Genomic DNA, 18025 nt, shown 5'->3' with positions numbered 1-18025 from the left:
ACTTCCCGATGTTCGCCAAGACCTACCACGCCACCCATCCGGACATGATGTTCGCGGTCAGCAACGACGACCTGCGCGACCGCTACCTGATGCAGGGCCTGTTCCAAGACGGCCAGATCGTCCTGACCTACAACCACGCCGAACGCTTCGTCGTCGGCGGCGTGGTCGCCACCTCGGCCATCAAGCTGCCCGACCAGACCGAGCCCGCCTCGGCCGCCGGCCACCCGTTCCTGGAGCGCCGCGAGCTGGGCGTGATCAATGTCGGCGAGACCACCGGCAAGATCACCGTCGATGGCGTCGCCTACGAGATCGTTCCGCGTGACGGCCTGTACGTCACCATGGGCGCCAAGGACGTGACCTTCGAAGGCCTGAACGGCGAAGCCGCGCGCTTCTACCTGGTCAGCCTGCCGGCCCACGCGTCGTTCGAAACCAAGAAGCTGGCCTTCGCCGACGCCGTCGCCCTGGAGCGCGGCGCGCTGGAAACCAGCAACGAGCGCACGATCTACCAGTACATCGTCCCGACCACCTGCAAGTCGGCTCAGCTGCTGCTGGGCATGACCGTGCTGAAGCCGGGCAGCGTCTGGAACACCATGCCGCCCCACCTGCACGACCGTCGTTCGGAGGCCTATTTCTACTTCGGCCTGGGCGAGAACGACCGCGTGTTCCACTACATGGGCGAGCCGGACGAGATGCGTCACATCGTGATCGCCAACGAAGAGGCCGTCATGAGCCCGCCGTGGTCGATCCACATGGGTTCGGGCACCGCCAACTACACCTTTATCTGGGCGATGGGCGGCGAGAACCTCGACTACACCGACATGAACGTGCTGGACATCTGCCAGCTGAAGTAGGACGCAAGCCCTGTCCGCTTTGCTTCGGTTGTCATCCCGGCCGAAGCGGAGCGCAGAGCCGGGACCGCAACAGGCGAATGCGCTTGCGGCGGTTCCGGATCGGCCTTTCAGGCCGTCCGGGATGACAAGATCTGAAAACAGGAACTCGTCATGGCCAATCCGTTCAGCCTCGAAGGCAAGGTCGCGCTCGTCACCGGCGCCAACACCGGGATCGGGCAGGGGATCGCCATCGCCCTGGCCGCCGCCGGCGCGGATATCGCCGCCGCGGGCCGCAGCGAGCCGACCGAAACCCAGAAGGCCGTCGAGGCCCTGGGCCGCAAGTTCCTGTCGATCAAGGTCGACTTCGGCTCGGTCGAACCCGTCCAGCGCGTGGTCGACGAGACCGTCGCCGCGTTCGGCAAGGTCGACATCCTGGTCAACAACGCCGGCATCATCCGTCGCGCCGACTCGATCGAGTTCTCGGAAGCCGACTGGGACGCGGTGATGGACACCAACCTGAAGGTCGTCTTCTTCCTGACCCAGGCCTTCGCCAAGCAGGCGCTGAAGCAGGGCGGCGGCAAGGTGATCAACATCGCCAGCCTGCTGTCGTTCCAGGGCGGCATCCGCGTCCCGTCCTATACGGCCGCCAAGTCGGGCCTAGCCGGCCTGACCAAGATTCTGGCCAACGAATGGGCGACCAAGGGCATCAACGTCAACGCCATCGCCCCCGGCTATTTCGACACCAATAACACCGAGGCCCTGCGCGCTGACCAGGACCGCAATGCCGCGATCCTGGCCCGCATCCCGGCTGGCCGTTGGGGGCGTCCGGAGGACATCGGCGGCGCCGCCGTGTTCCTGGCCTCGTCGGCCGCCGACTACGTCCAAGGCATTACTTTGCCCGTGGATGGCGGCTGGCTGGCGCGCTAGCGAAACAAATTCGTTCAAAAGCGCGATGGTAGCGCAACCATCGTGCCGGGTGGGTTTTCCCGTCCCATGAACCGCGCTAGAGGGCGCCGCAGCGTTAGCAGCTGCGGCGCCCGACGCGTTTCTAGATCCATTCCAGTAGGGGTTCGCCGCCTTGGCGGTCCCTGGAGTCCGCCCATGCGCAACCCGGCCCTGTCGATCGACGTCGACCGTCCGACCAGCCGCCACGTCCGCCAGAACGCCAATCTGCTGAGCGACCTGCTCATCGAGGCGATCACCTATCTGGAAGGCGAGGAGGCCGCCGCCCTGGTGGCCAAGGCGCGCAAGGCGGCGTCGCGTGAGGACGAGGCCACGGGCGACGCGCCGGTGCTGGACCATCTGTTCGCCGACCTGTCGACCGAGCAGGCCGTGTTCCTGGCTCGCGCCTTCGCCAGCCACTCGCTGCTGGCCAATATCGGCGAGGATGTCGCCGGTCGCCGCCGCCACGCCGAGGCCGACGCCCAGCCGGGCGATGAGCGTCCTCGCACCCTGGTCGACGCCGTCCGGGTACTGAAGGATCGCGGCAAGACCGACGAGGACCTGGCCAAGATCTTCGCGGCGATGAACGTCGTGCCGGTGCTGACGGCTCACCCGACCGAAGTGCGCCGCCGCAGCATGGTCGATCGCGAGACCGAGATCTCGCGCCTGATGGCCCTGCGCCGCCACCACCTGCCGCCGGATCTGGAAGCCGAGATCCGCGAGGGCCTGTTCCGCGAGATCGCCCTGATGTGGCGGACCCGCCTGTACCGTCCCGAGCGGATCACGGTGAAGGACGAGATCCGCAACGCTCTGTCAATCGTCCGCACCTCGATCCTGCCGGCGATCATCGACCTGTATGGCGACTGGACCGCCAAGGTCGGCTCGCACGGCCATCTGGCGCCGCTGCTGAAGATGGGCTCGTGGCTGGGCGGCGACCGCGACGGTCACCCCGGCGTCAATGGTGAGACCCTGAAGCTGGCCTTCGCCAGTCAGTCCCGCGTGATCCTCGACTGGTACGCCGGCGAGGTTCGCAAGCTGTGGTCCAACCTGGCCGTCTCGACCGCCTATACGCCGGTGTCCGAGGAGCTGCTGGCCCTGGCCGCTCAGACCCGCGACCCGTCGGTGCACCGCTTGGACGAGCCGTACCGCCTGGCCCTGGAGCTGATCTTCGACCGTCTGACGGCCGTGTCGCAGCGCCTGACCGGCCAACCGGTGGCCTTCGCCAACGGCACCACCGACGTCGAGGCCTATGGCCATCCGGACGCCTTTGTCGCCGACCTGTCGGTGATCATCGAGAGCCTGGAGCGCAACGGCGGCGAGCGCCTGGTCGGCTCGGCCCTGCGCACCCTGGTCGAGATGGCCAAGGCCTGCGGCTTCCACCTGATGAGCTTGGACCTGCGCCAGAACGCCGACGTCCACGAGCGCACCGTCGACGAGCTGTTCCAGCGCGCCGGCTCCGGCGTCCAGTACCTGAAGCTGGACGAGGGCGCCCGCTGCAAGCTGCTGATCGAGGAGCTGTCGCACCAGCGCCCCCTGGTCTCGCCCTTCACCGCCTATGGCGAGGAGACGACCAAGGAGCTGGCCACGATGGAGGCCGCCGCCCAGGCGGTACGCGACTACGGCCACGGCTGCATCGGCGCGTACATCATCTCGAAGGCCGCGACCCTGTCGGACATCCTCGAGCCGCTGGTGCTGCTCAAGCAGGTCGGCATGGTCTGGGGCGGCGCGGCGCCGCGCGCCTCGGTCAAGGTGGCCCCGCTGTTCGAGACCATCGGCGACCTGGAGAACGGCCCGGCCGTCCTGCGCCAGTGGCTGGAGCTGCCGCTGGCTCGCACCATCCTGGGCGACCGGCCGGTGCAGGAAATCATGCTCGGCTACTCCGACAGCAATAAGGACGGCGGCTATGTCGCGTCCCGTCGTGGGGTGGCGCGCGGCGCCTCGGCCCTGGCGTTCGAGGCTGACCGCATGGGCGTCGGTTTGCAGCTGTTCCACGGCCGTGGCGGCAGCGTCGGCCGGGGCGGGGGCCCCGCCGCCGAGGCCGTGCTGGCCCAGCCGGCTGGCACAGTCCAAGGACGCATCCGCATGACCGAGCAGGGCGAGATGATCGCCCGCCGCTTCGGCGACCAGCCCACCGCCCGCCGCAACCTGGACGGCCTGGCCGCCGCTGTGCTGATCTCCAGCGACCGCCCGGTCCTGCAGCCCGACCCCAAGGTCGAGGCCGCCATGACCGCCCTGGCGGAAGCGTCGTTCCACGGCTTCCGCGCCCTGGTCTATGACGACCCGGCGTTCGAGGACTTCTTCTGGTCGGTCACCCCGATCAGCGAGATCGTGGGCCTCAACATCGGCAGCCGTCCCGCCAGCCGCACCGCCAGCCGCAAGATCGAGGACCTGCGCGCCATCCCGTGGGTGTTCAGCTGGTCGCAGGCCCGCTTCATGCTGCCCGGCTGGTACGGCTTCGCCTCGGGCGTCGAGCGGGCCAACCTGTCGGTCGAGCAGCTGCGGGATCTTGCCGGAAACTTCGATTTCTTCGCGTCCCTCCTGTCCAACATGGAGCTGGCCCTGGCCCAGAGCCACATGGGCATCGCCGCCCGCTACGTCGCCCTGTCGCCCGACAAGGCCGACGCCGAGCGGATCTTCGCCACCATCCAGCGCGAGCACGACGCGGCGACGAACCTGGCCCTGCAGATCCGGGGCGGTTCGGCCCTGCTGGACAACCAGCCGGACCTGGCCGAGTCGGTGGCCCTGGCCGGCCGCTCGGTCGACCCGCTGAACCACCTGCAGCTGGAACTGCTGTCGCGCCGCCGGGCAGGGGACCAGGACGAAGAGCTGCGCCTGGCCATCCAGCTGACCGTGGCCGGCATCGCGGCCGGCCTGCGCAACACGGGCTGATCTCGCTTACCTTCCTTCCGTTTCCCCGGCGAAAGCCGGGGCCCAGATCGAACCCGCAAGCGCGCCACGCGCTGACGGGGCGCATCTCGGATCAACCCCAACCCCTCCGGATGAATCTGGGCCCCGGCTTTCGCCGGGGAGGCGGGGGAGGGGGATATCCAAACCCGATGAATTTCAAAGTCTTGCTGGCTCTCATTTCCCAGCTTCACGGCGCTTGCGCTCCCTGGCGGTTTCTGGTTATCTCCACATGACACCGGTGGCGAAGTGGCCTGGCCACTTCTGGTAACCGGTGTCATAACGTTTCGGTCCGACGTCGTGGTTGGTCCGTCTCGTTTGCGGCTCTTTGAGCTCGCTCCTGCGCAAACTTTTGGGGCGTCGGCGAAATCCGACGCCCTCAATTTTGCGCCTCGGAGCGGAGCCCCGAAAGCCGAAAGGAAGAAGGTTCGGGGAAGGAAGCGACGATCAGAGACGGCACGCGGACGGGCTGAAATAGTCCGACAATACCGCGCCTTACGACCCTTTAGTTTGACGCTGCGGCAAGCCTGGTATGGCGCCCGCGCGCGACGCGGTCTAAGGGAACCCCCTGAGCCACTACCGGCGAAATATTGCGCGCGCGGCGGCCCTGGTGGCGGTCCGCGCAAGATCGATCCTTCGGGAAGGAGAATACGATGGTGAAAGACCGTATGGCGGTGCTGACCGCTCTGATGGACCAGGGCGTCATCCCGGTTTTCTATCATCCGGACGTCGAGGTCTGTAAGGCCGTGATCCAGGCCTGCGCCGACGGCGGCGCGCCCTGCATCGAGTTCACCAACCGCGGCGACTTCGCCAGCCACGTGTTCTACGAAGTGACCCGCTACTTCCACGAGGCCGACCCGCGCGTGATCATGGGCGTGGGCTCGATCGTCGATGCTCCCACCGCCGGCATCTACATCGCCAACGGCGCCAAGTTCGTCGTCGGCCCGATCCTGAACGCCGACGTCGCCAAGGTCTGCAACCGTCGCAAGATCCCGTACTCGCCGGGCTGCGGTTCGGCCTCGGAAATCTCGTACGCCGAAGAGCTGGGCTGCGAGATCGTCAAGGTGTTCCCGGGTTCGTCGGTCGGCGGTCCCGATTTCGTCAAGGCGGTGCTGGGCCCGATGCCCTGGACCCGCATCATGCCGACGGGCGGCGTCGATCCGGACGAAGCCTCGGTCAAGAAGTGGTTCGGCGCGGGCATCGTCGCCGCCGGCATGGGCTCCAAGCTGATTACGCAAGAGCTGCTGGACGCCAAGGATTACGCGGGCATCACCAAGAAGGTCCGCGAAACTGTCGACCTCATCAAAAAGGTTCGTGGGAAGGCCTAAAGACCAATGACCGATCAGATCCTCAACATCCGCCCGGCTTCGGAAACGAAGTGGGACTGCGCTTCCTTCGGTGAAGTGATGCTGCGCTTCGACCCGGGCTTTGGCCGGGTCCGCAACGCTCGCCAGTTCAACGTCTGGGAAGGCGGCGGCGAGTACAACGTCGCCCGCGCCTTCAAGAAGTGCTGGGGCAAGCGCTCGACGGCCGTGACCGCTCTGCCGGTCAACGACCTGGGTTGGCTGGTCGAGGACCTGATGATGCAGGGTGGCGTCGACACCTCGCACGTCATCTGGCGCGACTTCGACGGCCTGGGCCGCAACACCCGCGTCGGCCTGAACTTCACGGAAAAGGGCTTCGGCGTTCGTCCGGCCCTGGGCTGCTCGGACCGTGGTCACTCGGCCGCCTCGCAGATCCGCCCCGGTGAAGTGAACTGGGAAAAGCTGTTCGGCGAAGAAGGCGTGCGCTGGTTCCACACCGGCGGCATCTTCGCGGCCCTGGCCTCGAACACGGCCGAAGCCGTGATCGAAGCCGTCGAAGTGGCCCGCAAGTACGGCACCGTCATCTCCTACGACCTGAACTACCGCGCCTCGCTGTGGAAGTCGCAGGGCGGCAAGGAAGGCGCCCAGAAGGTCAACCGTCACATCGCCCAGTACGTCGACGTGATGATCGGCAACGAAGAAGACTTCACCGCCTGCCTGGGCTTTGAAGTCGAAGGCCTGGACGAGCACATCAGCTCGATCGACCCGGCCAACTTCAAGAAGATGATCGAGACTGCCGTGAAGCAGTTCCCGAACTTCAAGGTCGCCGCGACCACCCTGCGCAACGCCAAGACCGCCTCGGTCAACGACTGGTCGGCGATCCTGTACGCCGGCGGCGAGTTCTACGCCTCGATGATGCGTGAGAACCTCGAGATCTATGACCGCGTCGGCGGCGGCGACGGCTTCGCCTCGGGCCTGGCCTTCGGCTTCATGGAAGGCAAGGGCCCGCAGGCCGCCGTCGAATACGGCGCGGCTCACGGCGCTCTGGCCATGACCACCCCGGGCGACACCTCGATGGTGCGCCAGGCGGAAGTCGAAGCCGTGATGAAGGGCAAGGGCGCGCGGGTCATCCGCTAGTCCGCTAAAACTGTCATCCCGGACAAGCGCGTAGCGCGCCGATCCGGGACCTCGGCAAGCGCCTGCGTTTCCGGCGGTCCCGGGTCTTCGCCCGGGATGACAACATTGGATGAGCCCCCGGTCGCAAGGCCGGGGGCTTTTTCTTTGGCCGCCAGGCGCGCGAACTCGGCCGAGGCTCGGAACTTCCGCATCTTCTTCCAGATCGTCCGGCGTTGCTGGGCCTTGCGGGCGCGCGGCCATTCGGGATCGGGCGGGAAGCGGCAGGGATGTCGCGCCATGGGGTCTCCTTCCAGGCAGGGCGATACGCTCCGACGCGGTGCGCCGGAGTTGCGGGGAGGGGATGGGGCGCTCCGGACCTCGTCCGGAGTCATGAAGAGAAATACCGTTTCGACGAAGCGCAGCGCCCCGCGCGGTCGTTTTCCGGAAGCGTGACGCCGTGATGCTGTTCGCACCCCGACGTCCTTGAAGCCTCCGACGGGCGGGCCTGGCCGCGAAGCCTGGTCCCGGCCACGGACCTTTCGATCCGCCCGTCGCGCCGCCGACCCGCATCCCCCGTCGTTTCTGTGTTCCAGGGCCGACCGCCGTAGGAGGGATGCAGTTGCGGAGCTTCCCCCGCGCCGACGAGCACGCCCGCTCGACCGCCCCCCGAAGCCGCGAAGGTCGCTGGCCGCGCGCCCTCCCCAGTGCTTCGAGGTGGAGACAGGATAGGGCGGGATTTAGGGCGGGGGATGGAGGGGCGTGAACGCTCGTCACTTACATCACCCTCTCTCATAGAGAGAGGGAGGGGCCCATGCGCAGCATGGGAGGGTGAGAGGTTACACTCTCAGCCGAATAAACTCAGGAAGTTCAGCTGCTTGATCAAGGCGGTCACCGGCTTCGCCTAACCTCTCACCTTCCCACGCCTACGGCGCGGGCCCCTCCCTCTCTCTATGAGAGAGGGGTTCAATCCCCGTATCCCGACGAGCTTAGTGCGCCGAGAACCGCACCATCGCCGGCTTGGCCGCCACTCCGTCCAACGACTGGAAGCCCTTGAACCGCTCGCTGTTGAAGCCGATCCAGTAGTCCTTCCCGGCCTCGACGGTGCAGTCCAGGGTGAAGGTCCGGCCATCCGCCGACTGCACCGGGGTCTTGGCGCAGTCGGGATAGCTGGCCGGGTCGCGCATCACGAAGGACCAGCTGGCCCGCATCGGCTGGTCGAAGGTGACCTTGATCTGGATCTTGCCCGCCGCGATCTCGGCCCCGACGGCGGGGGAGACCGCTCGCACCAGCGGGATGGCGCCGGCGGGAGGGCCGGCGAGCGCAATGACGGCGACGGCGAGGATGATCATGGCGGGTTCCACCTGAGGGCGAGAAGGCAGATCAACACGCCTTCAAGACCGCTGCAACGCTCGGCGAACCCTGTTTCTTCTGGAGTCTGGCGCGGCGGGGCGCGAAACTGCCGGCGAGTGTTTCGACAGGGACTTGAGCGTCATGGATTTCTCGCGGCTGCGCACGACCAGCAAGGTCACCACCGAGTGGACCTACGAGCAGGGCGCGGCCCTGAGCAGCGGCTGGCTCAAGGTCGACAGCGCGCCCGACCACGAGCTCTACTGGGAGGAATACGGCAACGCTCATGGCGAGCCGGTGATGTTCCTGCATGGCGGTCCGGGCGGGGCCTGCGCGCCGGTGATGTCGCGGTTCTTCGATCCCAAGCGCTATCGCGTGATCCTGTTCGACCAGCGCGGCTGCGGCAAAAGCCGTCCGACCGTGGCGGCCGATGGCCCCGCCGTGGCCCTGGCCAACAACACCACCGACCACCTGGTGGCCGACATCAACGCCCTGCGCGACGCTTTGAACATCACCGGCAGGATGCACGTGTTCGGCGGCAGCTGGGGCAGCACGCTGGCCCTGGTCTATGCGATCCGCAATCCGGAAAAGGTCGCCTCGCTGATCCTGCGCGGCATCTTCCTGGGGCGGAAGGAAGACCTGCTCTACATGTACCAGGGCAATGCGGCGACGTTCGCGACGCAGCCCTACGCCCTGACCGAGCCGGGCGCCTATATCGCCTATCCCGACGAGTGGAAGGCCTTTGTCGAGGTGATCCCAGCCGAGCAGCGCGGCGACATGATGGGGGCCTACAAGGCCATCTTTGACATGGTCCCGGCCACCGATGCTGAACGTGAGTTGCAGCTGAAGGCGGCCCTGGCCTGGTCGGTGTGGGAAGGCACGATCTCGAACATGATCCCGGCCGACGAGGACGCGGGCAAGTTCGGCGAGGCGGAGTTCGCCCTGTGCTTCGCCCAGATCGAGGCCCACTTCTTCGCCAATCACCTGTTCCTGAAGCCCGACGAGATCACGGAGGGGGTCGGGGCGCTGAAGGGCGTGCCGGTGCACATCGTCCACGGCCGGTTCGACCAGGTCTGCCCGCTGACTCAAGCCTCGCGGCTGGTCGAGGCGCTGGAGGATGCGGGCATGCCGCCGGCGACCTATGTGCGCACCGATGCGGGCCACAGCGCCATGGAGGCCCAGACCGTCCTGGCGCTGACGGCGATCATGGACGGGCTGGACCGGATCTAGGCCGCTCATCACGAAAGCGCGCCTGACGGAACGGCTGGGGCGATTCCCGGGTTGAACCGGCATGGAACAACCGTGCGAGTTCACGAAGATGTCTTCGCCAGTTCAACAGCCTAACCCCGTCGGCGCGCTGCGCCGCTGCGGCGTGGCCATGCTGGCGCTGTGCGTGGGGATGGGGGCGGCCGACGCGGCGCTGGCGGGCAAGCAGGAGGCCAAGGTTCCCAAGACCTCGGCCGAGGCCAATACCGACAGCCTGGGCTCGGCCGTCGTGTCGCCGCTGCGCGACATCAATGTGGTGCGCTCGCAGATCCCGGATTTGCTGACCAAGGCCGTCGCCGATCCCTATGCCCCGCCCAAGACGGGCTGCGAGCCGCTGAAGGCCGAGATCGACAGCCTGGATGCCGTCCTGGGCGACGACTACGACGACCCCAAGGACGACAACAAGGCGCCGGGCATGTCCAAGCCGGTCCTGGGCGTGGTGGCCAGCACCATCACCGACGTCATCCCGATGCGCGGCTGGGTGCGCCGCCTGACCGGGGCCGAGCGCCACGACCAGCAGGTGCGCGAGGCGATCAAGGCCGGCTTCGTGCGGCGCGGCTACCTGAAGGGCCTCTACAACGCCGGCACCTGCAAGAGTAACCGCATCGTCTTCGTCTCGGCCAAGGCCGCGCCCAAGCCGGTGTTCGTGGCGGCCTCGGCGGTTCCGCCGCCGGCGCCCGTCCAAGTCGCGGCCAATCCCGCGCCGCCTCCGGCCCCGCCGCGCGACCCGGGCCTGCCGCCGCCGGGCGCCAGCGTTCCGTTCGGTCCCGCCGCGCCGCCGCTGGCCGTGGCCTCGGCCGCCGTCAGCGGAATCCAGTAGGCCTTAGCCCCGGACGAAGATGTTCCGCAGCCACTGGGTCCCGGCCTTGGCGGCCTGGCCCCAGTCTTCCTCATCGTCCAGCGCCTCGGGCTTGTAGCCCCAGGGATTGAACACCTTTAGCCTTGGGACCTTGGCGAAGGCGGAGAGGTCGCGCGTCGTCAGGGTCAGGCCGTGTTCGAGTGCGGTGGCGGCCAGCAGGGCGTCGCGGCTATCCGTGAGCGGCACATGAGCCCGGCGGCGGACCACGGCGGCGTCGATCGACAGGATGCGCCCCTCGAAGGCCGGCGCGACGCGGTTGTCCAGCCAATCCCGGAGCACCGCGCCCTTGGCCTTGTCCTTGCGCTCGGCGCGGGTCGTGGCGGTTTCCAGTTCGAGCAAGGTGAGGGCCGAGACGAACAGGCTGGAGCGCGCGGCGCGCGCGGCCCAGACGGCCAGGCCCTGATCGGTCGCGCCGGCCTTGGCGTTGCGCAGCTCGAAGACGACGTCGGTGTCGAGCAGATGCATCAGTCGTCTCTCCGGCTGTCCCAGGCCTCGGTCGAGCGCGGCAGCTCCACGGCGGGCAGGCCGGGCATGGCCAGCAGGTCGACGATGGTCTCGGTCTGGCCGGTCAGACGGCGGTAGTTCTCGACGCTCATCAGCACGTGGGTCGGGCGGCCGCGATCGGTGATGAACACCGGCTCGATTCTGGCCGCGCGCTTGGCCTGGCTGACATCCTGGTTGAATTCGCGGCTGGTGATGATCTTCACAGGCGTGCCTACGTACCCACAATGACAAGGCTGTTTTGTAGGTACGTTACTACCTTGTGTCGTTCTCGCAACAGAAATTTGGCCAGCAAAAACAATCGACTGACAAGGCTGTCAAAAATGGCCGCGCCGCATTGCGTCCGAAGCGGATTCCTGCGCGGCATGGGCTCAAGGCGAAAAGCCAGCAGACATCTATTAGGGGGCTAAGACAGTGTCAGACCTACTCGCGCAGACGATCGCCACGGCGGTCGACGTGTTCAACGCGCACGGACCGGTGACGAAAGCCGGGGCCAAGACGTTCTCTCCAACCGATTTTTCCGTGCACTTCTTCCTGCAGCTGGCCGTGATCGTGCTGGCGTGCCGCGTGGTCGGCTGGCTGGGCAAGAAGCTGCTGGCCCAGCCGCAGGTGGTGGGCGAGATGATCGCCGGCGTGATCCTGGGCCCGTCGCTGCTGGGCCTGCTGTTCCCCGACTTCCAGGCGACGCTGTTCCCCAAGGAAACCAAGAACGTCCTCTATGTCGGCGCCCAGCTGGGCGTGGGCCTCTACATGTTCATGGTCGGCACGACGTTCGAGGCCGGCCACTTCAAAGCCAAGGCCAAGAGCGCCATGAGCGTCTCGTTCGCCGGCATCGCCGCGCCGTTCGCGATCGCGGCGATCATCACGCCCTTCCTGCTGAAGGTCCCCGGCCTGTTCGCGCCGACCATCAGCCAGGGCAACGCCACCCTGTTCATGGGCGCCTGCATCGCCCTGACGGCCTTTCCGATGCTGGCCCGCATCATCAATGAGCGCGGCCTGGCCAAGACCTCGCTGGGCACGCTGTCCCTGACAGCCGGCGCCTTCGATGACGCGGTGTCGTGGTGCGTGCTGGCCCTGGTGCTGGCGACCTTCGGCGGCGGTCCCGGCGTGGCCGGCCTGGCCATCGGCGGCGGTCTGCTGTGGGTGCTGTTCGTCACCACCCTGGGCCCGAAGATCCTGGCCCCGCTGGGTCGCATCGTCGAGCGGGAGGGGGAGATGAGCACTCAGGTGCTGGCCCTGGTCATCCTGGCCTTCTGCACCTCGGCCTTCCTGATGGACGCCGTGGGCATCCACGCCATCTTCGGCGGCTTCATCCTGGGCGTGGTCATGCCGCGCGGCCTGCTGGTCGAGGAGCTGAAGAAGAAGGTCGAGCCGATCGCCGTCGTGCTGCTGCTGCCGATGTTCTTCACCTATTCGGGCCTCAACACCCGGATGGACATGGTCAACTCGCCGACCCTGCTGCTGATCGCCCTGGGCGTCCTGGCCTGCTCGATCCTGGCCAAGTGGGGCGCCTGCTACGTCGCCGCCCGCCTGACCGGCGAGAACCACTCGACCGCCATGGGCATCGGCGCCCTGATGAACTCGCGCGGCCTGATGGAGCTGATCATCATCAATATCGGCCTGCAGAAGGGCATCATCGGCCCGACCCTGTTCTCGATGCTGGTGCTGATGGCGATCGTCACCACGGTGATGGCCAGCCCGCTGTTCGAGGTCGTCTACGGCAAGAAGGCCCGGGAGAGCGGCGAACTGGGTGCGGTGCCGGATCCGGCGCGAGCCTGAAGGCATTTCAAAGAACGCTTCCCCTAGGCCCGCTTCGGCGGGCCTTTTTTCTTGAATTCCCACGCACGCGGCATCAGGCTGCCTCCACCAGAGGTGGAGAGTCCGAGTGGCGTATATTCAGGGAACGTCGGGCGCCGATACGCTTGTCGGTACGGCGGGTGATGATGTGATCGTCGGCGGCCTCGGCGCCGACACCCTGATCGGAGGCGCGGGCAACGATCAGATCGGCGGATCGGGAAACGGGCCGCGCGGGGCGGATGATCCCGACGACGCGATCGACATCCTGACCGGCGGCGCCGGCGCCGATATCTTCCACGCCGATCACTACGTCGCCGATCTGAAGAACCCCAAGATCGACGGCCTGAACATCATCGACCGGATTACCGATTTCTCGGCCGCCGAGGGCGATCGCATCGCGCTCGAACTGGACAACAACATCTACTTTCTGCAGGGCCGCTACACCACGTTTCGCGGGGCGGTGACGAACAGCGACTTCAGCCTGACCGCCGGCAAGGCGTTCGGCGACGTCTATCAGGCCGGCTATTCCGGGATCTTCACCTGGACCAGCGGTACCGTGAAGTACGTGATCGTCGACACCAATGGCGACGGGCTGCTGGATCGCACCGACTTCGTCATGGCGCTGGAGGGCGCGCCGCAGCTGGATCGCTACGCCTTCGTGGGCGACTACATCGTCGGGACGACGCCGAAGGCTGGCGGCAGCTGGACCGGTGCCGACATCGACGAGAAGTTCTTCGGTGGCGACGGTCCCGACGAAGCGTGGGGCCAGGGCGGCAAGGACGAGCTGCACGGCGCCGGCGGCGCGGACATCCTGCACGGCGGCGATGGCGACGATGTCTTGCATGGCGAGCGGGGCGGCGACACCCTGTACGGTGACGCCGGCAACGACATCCTGTGGGCCAGCCCGATCTATAACGGCTTCGTCGACGGCGCCGCGGACAAGCTCTATGGCGGCGCCGGCAACGACACGCTGTACGGCAGCGACGGCGCGGACGTGCTGGACGGCGGGGACGGCGACGATGTCATCGACGCCAATTGGCTGTCCGGGAAGACCGGTGACGTCATCTCCGGCGGCGCCGGCGACGACCGCATCCAAGCCTCGAACTCGGTCGTCTATGGCGGCGCGGGCAAGGACACGATCGTCATCGGAGGCAACGGCAGCATCTTGACCGGCGGGGAGGGCGCGGACCTTTTCAGCTTCGACTCGCTGTCGCCGCCGCACGCGCAGGTCCCGTCCTACCAGAACCCGAACCTGATCCGGGACTTTAGCATCGCCCAGGGCGACAAGATCAGCCTGCAGTCCACCTCCGGCGGCTTCTGGGCGCTGGCCTTCTATGGCGCGCTGGACAACAGCGCCTTCAGCCTGACGGTGGGCAGCAAGTTCTCGCTCACCGGCGCCGAATATGGTCCAGGCCTGAAGCAGGCCTGGACCTGGCAGAACGGCGGCTTCACCTACCTGATCATCGACGACAACGCCGACGGCGCGCTGGACGCCAACGATACCGTCCTGAAGTTCGAGGGCGCCGTGACGCTGAGCGCCGAAGCGTTCGTTGAAGGGTCCATCGCCAAGCTCGGCGGCGCCACCAACGGCGCTGACGTGATCACCGGCACGACCGGCCTCGACTACATCTATGGCCTCGGCGGCGCCGATTTCCTGCACGGTGGCGATGGCAATGACGAGATCTACGGCAACAACGGCGCCGACCAAGTGTGGGGCGACAACGGCCAGGACAAGCTCTACGGCGGCCCGGGCGACGACGTCCTCGATGGCGGTGACGGCGACGACTATATCCAGGGCAATGCTGGCGGAGACACCATCTACGGCGGCGCTGGCGACGACACGATCTTCACCCAGGGTTATATCCGGGGCGACCAGGGGCCGGGCGACACCGCCGACACCGTCAACATCGTTTATGGCGGGGCGGGCAACGACTCGATCTCCGGCGCGCAGATCGGCTACGCCGGAAGCGGCGCCTCCCTGCACGACCAGCTGAACGGCGGGGACGGCAACGATACCATCTTCGGCAATGGCGTGCTGCACGGCGACGCCGGCGACGACTATGTGCAGGGCAATGGCCAGCTGTATGGCGACGCCGGAGCCGACACGGTCCTGGCGGTCGAGTCCGCGACGCTTCATGGCGGCGACGGCAACGATGTGCTGATCGTCCGGAACGACTTCTACAACATCGTCGGCGTAGGCGTGCTGTACGGCGATGCCGGGAAGGACAAGCTCTACGGCGGCGCGGGCGCCGACACGCTCTACGTCGAGCTAGGGGATGAGACCGCGGTCGGCGGCGCCGGCGACGATATCCTGAACCTGTCCGATGTGCGGGCGGGCGAGACCGTGGCCCTCACGAGTGTTCAAGGGGGCGCCGACGCCGACACCTTCGTTGTTCAGTCCCTGCTCAGCGCCGCGCTCACCCTGGAGGGCGGCGACGGCGCCGATACGTTGGATCTGCGTCTGGCTTCGGGCAGCGTAAAGGTGGATCTCGCCGCCGACGCGCAGGACACCGGCTGGGGACGCCTGACTCTGCAATCCGTCGAAAACGTCGTCGGGGGCGACCATGGCGCGATCCTGTCGGGCAACAACGACGCCAACGTCCTGAGCGGCGGCGCCGCGGTCGACACCCTGAGCGGGGGCAAGGGCGGCGACACCCTGTCGGGTCGTGGCGGCGATGACCTACTGGACGGCGGCGAGGGGCTGGATACGGCGGTCTTCACCGGCGCGGCCGCCGACTACAGCTGGACGCGGTCAGCCGACGGCTCCTGGACGGTCACGGATCTCCGCACCGGTGCGAACGACGGTCGCGATACGCTGAAGAGCCTGGAAATCCTCAAGTTCTCGGACAAGACGATTTCGCTCACCCAGATCGCCGTCGATGCGTTGCTGCGCGGCGGAACGGGCGCGAAGACGGCGGACTTGGAAGCCAGCATCGCGACGGGCGCCCTGACGCTGGACGGAGCGGTCACGCAGATCATCAAGGCGGCCGGGTCCACGACCTCGGTGGCGACCTTGGCCTACGAGTTTTTCACCGGAAAGATCCCCGGGCAACCGGGCGTCGACTATCTGGTCTCGCCGACGGGCCCCAACGCCAACAACCTCAACAGCGCCTACTACCAGAGCTTCAATCTGGAGAACCGCTACATCAACTTCGCGGTCAATCTGGGCAAGGTCGGCGAGGGCAAGGACGCGTTCCTGGCCAAGTACGGGTCGCTAAGCTTCGTCGAGGCCACGCGCGAGGCCTACAAGACGATCTTCGGCGCGGCGCCGACCGACGCCAAGATCCACGCCATGATCGACACGCGCGTCGACTATTTCGCGGCCTATGGCGGCGATGGCGTGAACGGTATCGGGACCAAGGCGGCGATGGTCGGCTGGCTGCTGGCCGAGGCGCAAAAGGCCGACCTGGGCGTCATGGTGCGGTCCAACGACGCCTGGCTGACGGACCTGGCCGATGGCTCGGCCCCGTTCGCGATCGACATTCTCGATCCCGCCAAGGGCTACTACAAGGCCGACTTCATTTTCGGCGGCTAAGCCCCCTCCAGCACGAACCCGAACTTGTTGATCTGCGCGATCAAATCCCGGTGGCTGGGCAGGTCCTGCGTCGCCCGATCCGCGAAGCCGCGGATCTTCGCGAACAACTTCTGGGCGGCGGCGACGTCGGGGAACTCGCCCGCGCCGTCGGTCAGGTCGGTTTTGAAGTCCATGCCGTACAGGATGTACTGGTAGTTGAAGAAGGCGAAGGTCTCGAGGTCGAGGATGAAGTCGAACCGGGCCGGCGGGCGATAGCGCCATTGTTCCAGCAGGTCGACCAGGCGTTCGGGGATGGTCGCCGGGTCGGCGTTCTCGCGCCAGAACGGCTCGGGCCGCTGGCTGAGCGCGTAGTGCAGCTTCAGGAAGACGATGATGTTGTCGTAGCGCGCCGTCATCAGCTCGTTGAAGCGCCGGGCCGGCGCGCTGACCGGGCCTGAGTGCGGGAAGAGCTCGGCGATCATCGCCACGGCCGCTTCGATCAGCACGACGCCGGTGGACTCCAGCGGCTCCAGGAATCCGGCCGAGAGGCCGACGGCGACGCAGTTCTTGATCCACTGCTTCTCGCGATAGCCGGCGTCGAAGCTGATCTTGCGGGTCTCGATCTCGGCGCCGCCCAGGTGGTCGCGCAGGATCTGCTCGGCGCGATCGTCGTCGATGTGGTCGCTGGAATAGACGCAGCCGACGCCGCGGCCGTGGGCCAGGGCGATGTCCCAGATCCAGCCGGCCTCGTGGGCGGTGGCGACGGTGTAGCTCTGGATCGGCGCGTCCGGCCGCTCGTAGGGCGCGCGGCAGGCAATGGCGCGGTCGGTGAAGAGGATCGGCTTGCAGGACTTGAAGGGCGCGCCCAGGGCCTTGCCGATCAGTTCGGCGCGGAAGCCGGTGCAGTCGACATAGAGGTCGGCGGTGAGGTCGCCATGCTCGGGGCTGACCAGGTGGTCGATGGCGCCGGTCTCGTCCAGGACGACGCTCGACAGGTTGCCCTTCAGATGGCGCACGCCCAGCTCTTGAGCCCGCTCGGCCAGCACCGCCGCCAGCTTGGCCGCGTCGAAGTGGTAGGCGTAGTTCAGCGGGCCGGAGAAGTCGCTCTCGTGCGGGCGCTTGGGCGCGCGCTGGGCGTCGGCGACGCGGGCCTGGATGGTGACAGCCTCGGCGAACGGAGCGCGGGTGGCTTCGTTCTGCAGCAGCCAGTAGGGCGCGAGGCTGGTCCCCTCGGTCGAGAACGGCGCCTCGAAGGGGTGGAAGAAGGCGTGATGCTTGTCGCCTTCCGGCGCCTGGGCCCAGTCGACGAAGCGGATGCCCTGCTTGAACGTCGCCGAGGTCTCGCGGATGAACCGCGCTTCGTCGATGCCGAGGAACCGCAGGGTGTTGCGGATGGTCGGGAAGGTGGCTTCGCCGACGCCGATGATGCCGATGTCGGGCGACTCCAGGAGGGTGATCTCCAGGTGCGCCTGCTCGGCCACGCGCAGGGCCTTGGCCAGATAGGCGGCCGTCAGCCACCCGGCCGTCCCGCCGCCCACGATCAGAATGCTTCGCCTGCGTTGCATGGAGGATTGATAGCAGAGTTCGGCGAGGGGCGAGGGTTTTCGCATTTCTACAATTAGCGGCCGGGGGCGGTCGGTAGCCT

Annotated in this window: 14 protein-coding genes; 9 read left to right on the top strand and 5 right to left on the bottom strand. The window is 67.1% G+C overall.

Going from position 1 to position 18025, the window contains the following annotated elements; all coding sequences use genetic code 11:
* Nucleotides 1-8: 8 nt before the first annotated feature.
* The 5 genes from kduI (at nt 9) to J7528_RS13740 (ending at nt 7117) form a co-directional block, all read left to right on the top strand.
* A complete protein-coding gene (kduI, locus tag J7528_RS13760) occupies nt 9-851 on the top strand; it encodes a 5-dehydro-4-deoxy-D-glucuronate isomerase (RefSeq protein WP_291875255.1) in 843 nt (280 codons plus the stop codon).
* 150 nt (nt 852-1001) lie between these two features.
* The gene (gene kduD, locus J7528_RS13755) at nt 1002-1757 is read left to right on the top strand and encodes a 2-dehydro-3-deoxy-D-gluconate 5-dehydrogenase KduD (protein WP_291875254.1); all 756 of its coding nucleotides are present in this window, start codon (nt 1002-1004) and stop codon (nt 1755-1757) included.
* 174 nt (nt 1758-1931) lie between these two features.
* On the top strand, nt 1932-4661 hold the full coding sequence (ppc, locus tag J7528_RS13750; protein WP_291875252.1) for a phosphoenolpyruvate carboxylase: 2730 nt from the start codon (nt 1932-1934) through the stop codon (nt 4659-4661).
* A 668-nt stretch (nt 4662-5329) separates the two neighbouring features.
* Nucleotides 5330-6004 (top strand): bifunctional 4-hydroxy-2-oxoglutarate aldolase/2-dehydro-3-deoxy-phosphogluconate aldolase, encoded by a 675-nt coding sequence (locus J7528_RS13745; protein ID WP_099582329.1) that lies wholly within the window; start codon nt 5330-5332, stop codon nt 6002-6004.
* A 6-nt stretch (nt 6005-6010) separates the two neighbouring features.
* On the top strand, nt 6011-7117 hold the full coding sequence (locus tag J7528_RS13740; RefSeq protein ID WP_099539265.1) for a sugar kinase: 1107 nt from the start codon (nt 6011-6013) through the stop codon (nt 7115-7117).
* Here the strand turns inward: J7528_RS13740 and J7528_RS13735 are convergent.
* Both J7528_RS13735 and J7528_RS13730 read right to left on the bottom strand, forming a co-directional pair.
* Nucleotides 7114-7395, bottom strand: a complete 282-nt coding sequence (locus tag J7528_RS13735; RefSeq protein WP_291875245.1) for a hypothetical protein — start codon at nt 7393-7395, stop codon at nt 7114-7116. The two genes, J7528_RS13740 and J7528_RS13735, sit on opposite strands and share 4 nt — an antisense overlap.
* A gap of 687 nt (nt 7396-8082) precedes the next feature.
* Entirely contained in the window at nt 8083-8445 is a 363-nt protein-coding gene (locus J7528_RS13730; RefSeq protein ID WP_291875244.1) for a hypothetical protein, read from the bottom strand.
* 142 nt (nt 8446-8587) lie between these two features.
* On the opposite strand from J7528_RS13730, the gene pip reads away from it, so the two are divergent.
* Both pip and J7528_RS13720 read left to right on the top strand, forming a co-directional pair.
* Nucleotides 8588-9673, top strand: coding sequence for a prolyl aminopeptidase (pip, locus tag J7528_RS13725; protein WP_291875243.1), 1086 nt, complete (start codon nt 8588-8590; stop codon nt 9671-9673).
* An 88-nt stretch (nt 9674-9761) separates the two neighbouring features.
* Entirely contained in the window at nt 9762-10529 is a 768-nt protein-coding gene (locus J7528_RS13720) for a hypothetical protein (protein WP_291875241.1), read from the top strand.
* Between the two features lie 3 nt (nt 10530-10532).
* On the opposite strand, the gene J7528_RS13715 is transcribed toward J7528_RS13720, so the two are convergent.
* Together J7528_RS13715 and J7528_RS13710 are read right to left on the bottom strand one after the other, a co-directional pair.
* The gene (locus J7528_RS13715) at nt 10533-11033 is read right to left on the bottom strand and encodes a PIN domain-containing protein (RefSeq protein ID WP_291875240.1); all 501 of its coding nucleotides are present in this window, start codon (nt 11031-11033) and stop codon (nt 10533-10535) included.
* On the bottom strand, nt 11033-11275 hold the full coding sequence (locus tag J7528_RS13710; RefSeq protein WP_291875239.1) for a type II toxin-antitoxin system Phd/YefM family antitoxin: 243 nt from the start codon (nt 11273-11275) through the stop codon (nt 11033-11035). Before J7528_RS13710 ends, J7528_RS13715 begins: the two co-directional genes overlap by 1 nt.
* Nucleotides 11276-11483: 208 nt before the next feature.
* On the opposite strand from J7528_RS13710, the gene J7528_RS13705 reads away from it, so the two are divergent.
* Both J7528_RS13705 and J7528_RS13700 read left to right on the top strand, forming a co-directional pair.
* Complete coding sequence (locus tag J7528_RS13705; RefSeq protein WP_291875238.1) at nt 11484-12848, top strand: cation:proton antiporter; 1365 nt, start codon at nt 11484-11486, stop codon at nt 12846-12848.
* A 106-nt stretch (nt 12849-12954) separates the two neighbouring features.
* On the top strand, nt 12955-16401 hold the full coding sequence (locus J7528_RS13700; RefSeq protein WP_291875236.1) for a hypothetical protein: 3447 nt from the start codon (nt 12955-12957) through the stop codon (nt 16399-16401).
* On the opposite strand, the gene J7528_RS13695 is transcribed toward J7528_RS13700, so the two are convergent.
* Entirely contained in the window at nt 16398-17945 is a 1548-nt protein-coding gene (locus J7528_RS13695; RefSeq protein ID WP_291875234.1) for a tryptophan halogenase family protein, read from the bottom strand. The two genes, J7528_RS13700 and J7528_RS13695, sit on opposite strands and share 4 nt — an antisense overlap.
* Between the last annotated feature and the right edge of the window lie 80 nt (nt 17946-18025).

Source organism: Caulobacter sp., from assembly GCF_017744445.1.
GTDB lineage: Bacteria > Pseudomonadota > Alphaproteobacteria > Caulobacterales > Caulobacteraceae > Caulobacter.
This window is presented reverse-complemented; position numbering and strand designations above follow the sequence as displayed.